Origin of the sequence: Celerinatantimonas marina, from assembly GCF_046054165.1 — a bacterium.
Classification (GTDB): domain Bacteria; phylum Pseudomonadota; class Gammaproteobacteria; order Enterobacterales; family Celerinatantimonadaceae; genus Celerinatantimonas.
Genome location: NZ_JBFNXK010000010.1, coordinates 106971 through 118611, shown reverse-complemented (window position 1 = coordinate 118611; position 11641 = coordinate 106971). Strand labels below are relative to the sequence as shown.

Here is an 11641-nt window from a genome sequence, read left to right as displayed (position 1 = left end):
TATGAAGGCTAGTTTTGGCTAGCGGCTAAAGCTTGTTCCAAATCGGCAAGGATATCGTCGATATGTTCAATCCCGATGGATAACCGTAGCATTTCCGGGCGAACTCCAGCTTCTAACTGTTCAGAATCACTCATCTGCCGATGGGTAGTCGAAGCTGGGTGACAGGCAAGCGATTTGGCATCGCCGATATTTACCAGTCGTTTAAACAGATTCAGTGCATCGTAACATTTGACCCCGGCGGCATAACCCCCTTTGAGTCCGAATGAAAGCAGTGACGCCGGTTTGCCTTTCATATACTTTTCAGCCAGTGGATAGTAGCGGTTATCACTCAGGCCCGCATAGCTGACCCATTCGACCAATGGATGTGATTGCAGATATTGAGCGACTTTGAGGGCATTTTCAGTATGACGTTCCATGCGCAGCGCCAGCGTTTCCAATCCCTGCATCAGTAAGAAGGCATTCATTGGTGCTAAGGTCGCACCGGTATTGCGTAACGAAACTGTCCGAACTCGGGCTACATAGGCGGCTGGGCCAAAAGCATCAGTATAAACGACTCCATGATAAGCGGCTTCTGGCGTGGTAAATTGCGGAAAACGATCCGCATGAGCGGCCCAATCGAATTTTCCGGAGTCGATAATGGCACCGCCTAATGTTGTTCCGTGTCCACCGATATATTTAGTCAGTGAATGCACGACAATATCGGCACCCCATTCAATCGGTTTACACAGTGATGGGCTGGCCACTGTATTATCGACGATGACAGGGACACCTTTCGCATGAGCAGCTTTACTAATGGCCTCAATATCCGCGATATTCCCGGCCGGGTTACCGATACTTTCACAATAAACGGCCTTGGTTTTATCATCAATTAGAGCGGCAATCGCTTCGACGCTTTCATCTTTGGCAAAACGGGTTTCGACTCCTTGTTGAGGCAACATATGGGCAAACAAGGTGTAAGTCCCTCCATATAGTTGCGCAGTCGAAACGATGTTGTCACCGAAACTCACTAGATTCTGAATCGCATAATTGATAGCGGCCGCACCTGAGCTCACGACTAATGCAGCCACACCCCCTTCAAGTGCGGCCAGACGTTTTTCCAGAATGTCATTGGTCGGGTTCATCAGCCGTGTATAGATATTCCCCGGGACGGCTAGATTAAAAAGATCGGCGCCGTGTTGCGCATTATCAAATTCATAAGCCGCTGTTTGATAGATTGGTGTAGCAACAGCTTTGGTGGTTGGCTCACTCTGGTAACCTGCGTGGATCGCAATGGTTTCGTCTTTCATGGCTCTTCCTTGCTTAAATAACTGTAATAATTATGAAGTGGGTTGATTTTACTCTTTCGTTCTGAGACGACAATGCACATCGAATAGATGAATCTAAGATATATGCTAAAAACGGATGATTTACTGATATATATCACCCGTTTTACGGCTACCGGCTACATTGGGGTATAGATTTTCGTCTGGATGGAATGATATGGGATCCGGGGTTTGTCACGAATATCCCCGGCATCCGCGTTGCTGCTGCCGGGCTACGTTGCCGGGGAAAATCGTGATATGGATTGTAGCCCGGATGAAATGACATGGAATCCGGGATTTTCTCGCATGTGGGGATTGGATTTATTGGATTATGTTGCAGGTGTTTCCCCGGCGTTTGTCAAATATCCCCGGCATCCGCGTTGCTGCTGCCGGGCTACGGTGTTGAGGGGGGCGTTGTTGGGATACGTTGTTGGGGTTATGGTGTACCCGGATTGTAGCCCGGATGGAATGACATGGAATCCGGGGTTTTCGCGCATGTGGGGATTGGATTTATTGGATTATGTTGCAGGTGTTTCCCCGGCGTTTGTCAAATATCCCCGGCATCCGCGTTGCTGCTGCCGGGCTACGGTGTTGGGGAACGTTGTTGGAATACGTTGCAGGGGTTGTTGTATGGATTGTAGCCCGGATGGAATGACATGGAATCCGGGGTTTTCCTCGCATGTGGGGATTGGATTTATTGGATTATGTTGCAGGTGTTTCCCCGGCGTTTGTCAAATATCCCCGGCATCCGCATTGCTTCTGCCGGGCTACGGTGTTGAGGGTCGTTGTTGGGATACGTTGCAGGGGGTATGGCGTACCCGGATTGTAGCCCGGATGGAATATTATGGAATCCGGGGGCCCACGCCCGCGGGGATGATAAATTATTTACATTTTCACGCATCTTCCCTGGCATCCGCGTTGCTGCTGCCGGGCTACATTGTTTGGTCACATTGTTGGGGCACGTTGCAGGCGTTATGGTGTATCCGGATTGTAGCCCGGATGAAATATCATGGAATCCGGGGTTTTCCTCGTATGTGGGGATTGGATTTATTGGATTATGTTGCAGGTGTTTCCCCGACGTTTGTCACGAATATTCCCGGCATTCGCGTTGCTGCTGCCGGGCTACGGTGTTGGGAAACATTGTTGGGATACGTTGCAGGGGTTGTGGTGTATCCGGATTGTAGCCCGGATGCAATAACATGGAATCCGGGTTTTCCTTGTATGTGGGGATTGGATTTATTGGATTATGTTGCAGGTGTTTCCCCGACGTTTGTCAAATATCCCCGGCATCCGCTGCGCTTCTGCCGGGCTACATTGTTGGGGGACGTTGCTGGGGTCCGGTGTTGCGATTTTGGATAAATATTCCCGGGATCTGGGCAAATGGATATATGGTTGATTTGATAGGCTGATATCATAACGGCTATGATGGCATGATCGTCTTTGACGACAGTCAGGACAGTATCGGCTCTTACGCGTCGCCGTAGTGAGCTAAGTTGGACGAAATTCTGCGGATCTTATGGCGAATAATAAGCGAACTCCTCAAGCAAAACCGGCACCTAAAAAGCGCTCCTCGGCCTCGACAGGTCGTTCTAAAAGCCAGAAAACAGTCACAAAGTCAGCCCCTAAGCGGCGCTTTTGGTTGCGTTTGTTGCTGAAGCTGTTTTTAGTCTGGCTAGTGGTAATGGCGGTTTGGGGCGTCTATCTGGACAGTAAAATCAAGTACCGTTTTGATGGCCATAAATGGCAGCTCCCGGCGGTGGTTTATGGGCGAGAGTTGCATCTGTATCCGAATATGCGGATGACGCGCATGGAAGTGGAACAGGAACTGAAACAACTGAATTACCGCAAGGTCAGCCGGCCAATGTCTTCCGGGGAGTTTTCAGCATCGACTTCTAAAATTGCCATGGTCCGTCGTCCATTTCGTTTCCCGGATGGCAGCCAAAGTGCAGTGCCTATTTTGTTAACATTTTCTCAAACCCGGTTGGTGAGTATTCAGAATCGCGATACAGGGGCAACTTTGGAACAGTTGCGGCTGGATCCGATTTTGCTGGATCGAATATCGACCGGAAGTCAGGAGGATCGACTGTTTGTATCCCTCTCTCAGATCCCTAAGTCGCTGACACAGGCGTTGATCCAAACGGAAGATCGTGATTTTTACCATCATGAAGGGATCTCAATTACTTCGATTGCTCGGGCGATGTTGGTTAATCTCATGGCGGGGCGAACGGTTCAGGGGGGAAGTACTCTGACGCAGCAACTGGCCAAAAACTTTTTCCTAACTCGTAAGCGGACGTTGTGGCGTAAAGCTCAGGAAGCTTATATGGCGGTGTTGATTAGCCTGCGCTATTCCAAAGATGAAGTTTTGGAAACCTATCTTAATGAAGTGTATCTCGGTCAAAATGGAGATCGTTCGGTGCACGGGGTTGGTTTGGCGAGTTATTTTTATTTTGGACGTCCAGTTTATGATCTGAGTCTTGATCAGCAGGCCTTGCTGGTGGCTCTGGTGAAGGGGCCATCCTATTACGATCCGTGGCGTCATCCTGAGCGGGCCAAAGAACGCCGGGATGTGGTGTTGCGGTTGATGTTGCAAGCCGGTTATCTGGATGCGGATTCTTATCAACAGTTTTTGAAACGGCCTTTAGGGTTAGTCGCTCGGGGGAACATGGGGTATCAGCGTGTTCCTGGATTTTTGGAGTTAGTGCAGAACTGGCTGGATGGCCACCTGCAAAACTGGCGACAGGCGAGTGGATTGCGAATTTTTACGACGCTTGAACCGATCGCAGAACGTCAGGCTCAGCAGGCTGCTGATACGCGTCTTAAAGCGATGCATCGCCCTGATTTACAGGTCGCAATGGTTGTGACAGATCGCCATACCGGTGCGATTCGAGCGATTGTTTCAGGGCGAGATGGGCAATTAAGTGGTTTTAATCGGGCGTTGAATGCACAGCGGCAGATAGGTTCTCTCATTAAGCCATTTATCTATCTGACGGCCTATGAAAATGGTCATACTCCGGGTGAATTATTGGATGATAGCCCACTATCGATCCCACAGGATAATGGACAAAACTGGCAACCACAGAATTATGATCGTAAATTTCGAGGGCCGGTGATGCTTTATCAAGCACTGGCTCATTCACTAAATGTCCCCACGGTGCGATTGGGAATGTCACTGGGCTTGGACAAAGTGATTCAGACGCTGGATCGCGCAGGTCTTAATCAAAAGATCCGGCCATTCCCCGCCATGTTATTGGGATCGGTCAGTTTGACACCCCTGCAGATCGCACAGGTCTATCAAACGCTCGATGGCGAAGGGGTTTATCGGCCGCTTTATAGTGTGGTTGCGGTAACGGATAATCAGGATCGCAACGTCTATAGCCATGAGGATTGGCATCAACGTCGTTGGGATGAGCTGCCGGCCTATCAAATTCTGTTTAATTTGATCCAAGTGAGTCGTATTGGTACCGGGCATTCACTGCGTTGGCGATTACCCAATATTAATATTGCTGGTAAAACCGGGACTACCGATGATCTGCGAGATAGTTGGTTTGTCGGGGCTGATGAACGGCAGATTGTCACAACTTGGGTGGGGCGTGATGATAATCAACCGGCTCAGGTGACTGGGGCCAGTGCAGCGTTACCGATTGTCGCCAACTATTTCAAGGCGACCGGTGCTCAGTCACTACGCCCGGTTGCTCCTGATTCATTAGGGTGGCTGAGTTTTTCACCCCAGACAGGAGAGGTTGTCGATAGTCGCTGTAAAGGGAGTGTTTTGTTGCCCGCTCCCCAGAGTTTGGCACAGCATCAGCATCGCTGTGATGAAAATAAAATTACCCGTTTTTTTAAGAAACTATTTTAAAGTCATCAGGTGCGGCTCTGTGGTTCATTGAAATGCATTCTGAATGGGTCGTGCTCTGTTCATTTAACGCACATCAAGCGTTACCAATGGCACGGTTTTCAAAATGCGTTTGATTTAACTGCATGCAAATATGAAAGACCAACAGGGATCCGCTCCGGATTCGATGCTGGAGTTGTATTCATATACATCTATATACGTCAGGTGATGCCATCGCAGCATTTTGCATGCGATGGTGGCTTAGGTGTGTTCTGTATCCATCGCGTTGTCTTCTTCGTTTATTGTGCCTTATTTATATCTTGTCTTTTCTCTGTGTTTATATCGTTATTTATATCTTATAAATCTTTTTTGATAACCATTTAGGATAAAAAAGAAGGGATGCTTCCATTTAATGGTGATAAAAACGATGAAGTCGTTCATTTTTATATCTGAAGGGAATGAGGTGAATACTGTTTAAATAACACCAAGTCTTGTCATCGATAAACAGACAGATATGGCGATATTGTACGGAATAAATAAATCGAGTTTGTTAGATTATTTGATTGATGAATACAATCGAATATACAAATATGATCGGTAAATGCTTTAGAATACAACTTTATTATTAATTCAATATGGTTAAATTCACAGATTAGTAAAAAAAACTGATCATTAATGTCTATTTAATAGACTTTAACTTATATGGACGATAGAATGCTATAAGTCTTAACTAGTGTGTGATTTCTCTAGATTATTGTTTACCAAGACGTTTTAATATTCGCTCAAGTTTCTTGGGTTTCTCCAAAATTTAGTATTAACTCTCATCGATAACTATCAGTGGATAGCTGTCTTGCTGCGTTTAGATTGCTAACTAAGGAAGGTTTGGTTTATGGCTAGGTTAACTCAGGCTATCGAGAATTTGTCTGTTGGTTCCAAATTAGGTTGGGGATTTGGTCTGGTTCTGTTTTTTACTTTTATTGTGGCTGTCGTCGGTCATCATGGGTTATTAACAGTATTGGAACGATCACATAAAGTATCTATTACCGGACGTTTAGAGCTGGTTATTTTGGAAGCGCAGAAAAATCGATCAGCATATATTCGTACCGGGGATCAACAATACCAACAAGCTCTTGAACAGACGATCCAACAAATGAAAAAACTGTTGGCTGAAAATCGTTTATTACATACCGCCCCAGCGGATATCGCTAACCTTGATCAATCGGCGACTCTTGTTGATGAGTATGAAAAAAGCTTCCAGGCGATTGTTCCCAATATTCAAGCTCACCAGCAATTAGTTCAGAGTCTCCTCCAGGAATCAAAAAATCTGACCTCACTGATTCAGCCGATCGTTGCACAACATCCGCAGCTATCTCTAACTATGAGCCAAATGGTTGATCAAGTAATGCTAGAAATTTACCGTACTCAGCTTGAAGATACCCTCAATCAGTCTGGGAGTGGTTTAGAAACGGCGGCAACCGTTCTGGATTCAGTGCTAAGACAAACTGAATCGGTGTCAGGTCAGGATGATTTGCATCAGCAATTATTAACCTATCAGAATAATTTTAATAAATATCAGCAAGTTGTATCCCAGTTGCAGCAGCAGTATGCCACTTTTAATCAGATTGGGACCAAGATGTCTGAGCATGTCAATACACTGATGGATGGACAGGTTAAAAAGCAAACACTGGATGGGAAAGAAGCCATCTGGCGAGTCTACATTATATCTTGTGTTGTCTTGGTGATTGGGGCCACGGCTGCCTGGTTATTGCGACGGATGGTAATTAAACCGCTGGCTCAGGTGGTGTCATTGGCCGAACAAATCGCGAAGGGAGATTTGACGGCCGATATTCATGCAGATCGCCGTGATGAATTTGGTAAGTTACTCAGTAGTATGAATGTGATGAATAGTACTTTGGGTGATTTTGTCAGGTCATTTATTCAGAGTATTGAGCAGCTTGGAACCTCTTCTGAGAAACTAGTCGTCGTTTGTATGCAAGGCAACGAAAATATGGCGACTCAATCTAGTGAAACCGAACAAGTTGCTACGGCGATGAATGAAATGACTTCAACGGTTCATGAGGTCGCTAATAATGCCGCCCAAGCTGCATTGGCGACCAATGAGGCCACCGATGTCGTGGCTAAAGGTCATGCCATGGTTGATAATGCCGCCACATTGATCAGTCGACTTGCTGAAGATGTCGCTGCGACGGGGCAGACTGTTGATACGCTAAATGAGAAAACTAATAGCGTCAGTAAAGTGCTGGAAGTGATTAAAACTGTGGCGGATCAGACTAATTTGCTGGCTTTGAATGCGGCGATTGAAGCGGCTCGGGCTGGTGAAGCAGGGCGTGGATTTGCGGTAGTCGCTGATGAAGTCCGCAATTTGGCCAGCCGTACTCAGGAATCTGCTGTCGAAATTGAAGTCATTGTGGAAGAGTTACAAGCCGGGGCGGCTCGGTCAGTCAATATGATGAAACACAGTGAAGAAGTTTCAAAAGCTAATGCAGATGAAGCTCGGAATATCCTGTCAGCATTTAATGATATTTCTTCGATTGTCGGACAGATCCAGGATATGAATCAGCAGATTGCTGCCGCTTCAGAACAGCAGGGATTGGTTTCTGAGGAAATTAATCAGAGTGTTGTTAAAGTGCGAGATATCAGCTACGAAACGGCACAGAGTTCAACTGGTGCGGTAGAAGCGTTAGAAAAAATGCAAAGTGATGTGGATCGATTGAAAAAAATGATTGCCCACTTTGTTGTGTAAAATGTATCAACGTCCTTTGGATCAAGATTAAATTGTTCGGCCATGCGTGACATGGCCGAACAATTGAGCCCAATGTTTAATTGGACTAAAGCTGGGCAAAAGCTTTTTCAGCCGCTTCAATCGTTTTATCGATTTCGAGCTGGGTATGAGCATTGCTAGTGAACATGGCTTCAAAAGGTGACGGTGCCAGATAGATCCCTTGTTCAAGCATGAGATGGAAAAATCGGTTAAAGCGTTTGGCATCACTTTGACAGGATTCGGCAAAGCAACTCACCTGTGGCAAATCAGTAAAGAAAAAGCCCATCATCGCGCCAACTTGATTGACGACAAATGGCACATGCTGGCGTCGGGCGGCATCGCGTAATCCCTGGGCTAGCTCTTGTGATATCTGTTGTAAATGCTGGTGAACCGCAGGATCACTGACCAAGGTCAGAGAGGCTTTGCCAGCGGCCATTGCGACTGGGTTCCCAGAAAGTGTTCCAGCCTGATAGACCGGCCCGATGGGAGCCAGATAATCCATAATGTCGGCTCGACCTCCAAAGGCACCCACCGGCATCCCGCCGCCGATGATTTTCCCGAGAGTCGTTAAGTCCGGCTTGACGCCGTAGTACTCCTGCGCACCTCCGCGTGCGACCCGAAAACCCGTCATGACTTCGTCAATAATGAGCAGGCTCTGATATTGATCACACAGATTGCGAAGGCCACTTAAAAAGTCTGGATGTGGCAGAATGCAGTTCATGTTTCCGGCTACAGGTTCAACGATAATCGCTGCAATTTGCTCCGGATTTTGCTCGAATAACGTCCGAACGGAATCCAGATCATTGTAGGTTGCTGTTAACGTATGACGCGCAAAATCAGCAGGGACTCCGGGGGAGTCGGGTTCACCTAGCGTTAAAGCACCAGAACCGGCTTTGACTAATAAAGTATCGGCATGGCCATGATAGCAGCCTTCGAATTTTATAAATTTATCCCGGCCGGTAAATCCCCGAGCTAAACGAATAGCACTCATGGTTGCTTCGGTTCCGGAATTGACCATCCGGATTTTTTCCATCGATGGCATCAGATGTTGAATAAGCTGTGCCACTTCAGTTTCGATGGCGGTTGGGGCTCCGAAACTTAATCCTTTACTGGCCATTTCGATAACTGCCTGACGGATCGCCGGATGATTATGCCCCATGATCATGGGACCCCAAGAACCGACATAATCGATGTAGGCTTGACCGTCGGCATCGTAGATATAGGCCCCCTCGGCCCGTTCAATGAATAATGGGTTCCCTCCGACGTTTTTGAATGCTCGAACCGGAGAGTTAACCCCTCCGGGAATATAGGTTTGAGCCTGTTGGAATAATTCGGATGAACGAGACATATAGACGATCCTTTGCAATCAATTGATAAGCCCTGAATAGGTGTGTTGACTATAGCAAATCCCTTGATCCAAATCAGCTTTACTACTGCGTTTGATGAGGGGCTGGGATAAGGACTGGGTAACAGTCTTCGAATGCCATATTCACTAAATATTGAAAAATATCGAGTTTATTCAAAAAGTATAAAATATGACTAAAAAATTAGTTAATTTGTATTAATCAAATACCCAAAATTGGGTAAAATAATGGATTAATATCTTTTTACATATAGTAATAACTAACTGAATTATCATGGATGATTGGTGATCAAAGAGCATAGTTAACACAAATTATTAATTATGTTTACATTTTTAAGCTGACTAGACTTTTTCTATAAAACATATTTAAAACAAAGCTAGGATAACAGCGAGTTTATTCAAAGGAAGTACAAGTATTTATGCAGTTTATCAAGCATTTTTTTGAGAATCGTTCTGTCGCATCAAAATTGGGATGGGGATTCGGAAGCGTGCTGTTATTTACGTTGGTGGTTGCCTATACCGGTCGCTATGGTTTGCAATTGATGATGCAGCGTAGCGATAAATTAGTTGCCGCTTACCAACTCAATAATCAGATTAACCTGACCCGTGTGGCCAGAAATAATTATACGAAAAGTGGTAGTGAGGAGTTGTATCAGGCCTTGCTTGAACAGGTCCAATTTTCTGATCAGTGGATGAGTCAGGAACGGCATTTATTTCAAAATCCTGTTGAAGAGCAGGCCGTGGCTCTTATTCAAAGGGATCTCGAGCAGTATAAAGCGCAGATGGAACAGGCTCATGAAATGCTCCAACAGCGTAATGCGTTAGAACAAGAGAGCCTTGCTATTTTAGATAAGGCGACTGCACAGTATAAAAAGCTTGATCAGCAGTTGAAATATCAGACTCGGATGGGAAGTTTACCTGATAGTACTCTGTCGAGTGCGTCGACTCTGGAAATGGGACTTTCAAAGCTTGCCTATGCGCTGCGCAGCTATTTGCATGATGAGAAAGCCAACCGGACTTCGGCTGAATTACAGAAGATGGTGGGGGATGTTATCTATCAATTAGAGCAGTTAGAGACTCTATTGGGAAATAATGAGAATATTCGTGTTATCCATGCTCAACTGGGCCTGTACCAAAAAAATATGACCCAGTTTGATCATTTTCAGCAGCAGCTTTCCCATTCACAACAAGAATTTAAGGATATAGCCCGGATATTAAGAGGCCATGTTCAAGATTTTGTGAAGGTGCTCAATCAGTTGCGATTGGCAGAGCAAAGCCGGGTCAATCAAATTTTGATTATCGTCGTGGTTCTGGCCATGTTGCTTGGGATCTTATCGGTTATTTTGCTGCGGATAGCTATTGTTCGCCCGTTAGCTGAAACGATTCTGTCGGCTCAGCGGATTGCGCGTGGGGACTTAACGCATATGCCGGATGTTGATCGTCGGGATGAATTAGGCGATCTGCAAAAAGCAACAGTACAGATGACGCAGATGTTACGGGATTTGCTGTCTCAAATTGTGGATACAATTAGTAATTTAGGAAGTGCTGCCGAACAACTATCGACAGCGTCGACCCAAAACACGCAGTCAATGCAAGCTCAGCGACAAGAAAGTGAGCAGGTTGCTACGGCGATGAATCAGATGACCGCATCGGTTCAGGAAGTCGCCAGTGGCGCAGAACAGGCAGCTGATGCGGCGGATACTGCGGGTTCGATTGCTGAGCAGGGCAGTGGGCGCGTGCAGGTGGCGGTGGAGCAGATCCAAATATTGGCCAAAGACATTGCGGCTAGCGGTCAGACTGTATCACAGGTGAAAGAACTGTCTGATCAGGTTGGTAAAGTCTTGTCGGTGATTCAGGATATTGCTGAGCAGACTAATTTATTGGCCTTAAATGCGGCGATTGAAGCGGCTCGGGCTGGTGAGTCTGGTCGTGGATTTGCCGTGGTTGCTGATGAAGTTCGACATCTGGCTTCCCGGACTCAGCAATCGGCTGCTGAAATTGAATCGATGATTGCGGATTTGCAGCGGCAGGCGAATGATTCGGTTGATACCATGCATAGTAGTCAGTTGAAAGCCCAGGAAAGCGCCGATATGGCGTTGGATGTTATGGCATTATTTGAAGATATTGTGCGTAATGTGCAGCAGGCTATGGATCAGAACCGGCAAATCGCCACGGCTGCCGAAGAGCAGAGTAGTGTTAGTGAGAATATCAATCAGCGGGTCACTGAAGTTCATGAATTGACTGAGCAGTCACTGGCTTCGACCGAACAAACCAATATGGCGGCTCATCAGTTACAAAAACTGGGAAGTCAGCTGCAACAGTTAACCGCTGAATTTAAATTAAATCGTTAATTTGAATCGTTT

6 protein-coding genes are annotated in these 11641 nt (G+C 46.3%); 4 read left to right on the top strand and 2 right to left on the bottom strand.

Going from position 1 to position 11641, the window contains the following annotated elements; all coding sequences use genetic code 11:
• Positions 1-8: 8 nt before the first annotated feature.
• Complete coding sequence (locus tag ABUE20_RS12285; RefSeq protein ID WP_408620232.1) at positions 9-1286, bottom strand: O-acetylhomoserine aminocarboxypropyltransferase/cysteine synthase family protein; 1278 nt, start codon at positions 1284-1286, stop codon at positions 9-11.
• Positions 1287-1493: 207 nt separating this feature from the next.
• On the opposite strand from ABUE20_RS12285, the gene ABUE20_RS12280 reads away from it, so the two are divergent.
• From ABUE20_RS12280 to ABUE20_RS12270, 3 genes are all read left to right on the top strand, one after another.
• Positions 1494-2660: a hypothetical protein gene (locus tag ABUE20_RS12280; RefSeq protein WP_408620230.1), complete on the top strand. Its 1167-nt coding sequence runs from the start codon at positions 1494-1496 to the stop codon at positions 2658-2660.
• A gap of 157 nt (positions 2661-2817) precedes the next feature.
• On the top strand, positions 2818-5157 hold the full coding sequence (gene mrcB / locus ABUE20_RS12275) for a penicillin-binding protein 1B (protein WP_408620229.1): 2340 nt from the start codon (positions 2818-2820) through the stop codon (positions 5155-5157).
• An 865-nt stretch (positions 5158-6022) separates the two neighbouring features.
• Complete coding sequence (locus ABUE20_RS12270) at positions 6023-7897, top strand: methyl-accepting chemotaxis protein (protein ID WP_408620228.1); 1875 nt, start codon at positions 6023-6025, stop codon at positions 7895-7897.
• 85 nt (positions 7898-7982) lie between these two features.
• Here the strand turns inward: ABUE20_RS12270 and hemL are convergent, their stop codons facing one another.
• Positions 7983-9263, bottom strand: a complete 1281-nt coding sequence (gene hemL, locus ABUE20_RS12265) for a glutamate-1-semialdehyde 2,1-aminomutase (RefSeq protein WP_408620227.1) — start codon at positions 9261-9263, stop codon at positions 7983-7985.
• Positions 9264-9697: 434 nt separating this feature from the next.
• Here hemL and ABUE20_RS12260 point away from each other — a divergent pair, with 434 nt between their 5' ends.
• Complete coding sequence (locus ABUE20_RS12260; protein WP_408620226.1) at positions 9698-11629, top strand: methyl-accepting chemotaxis protein; 1932 nt, start codon at positions 9698-9700, stop codon at positions 11627-11629.
• The last annotated feature ends 12 nt before the right edge of the window (positions 11630-11641 follow it).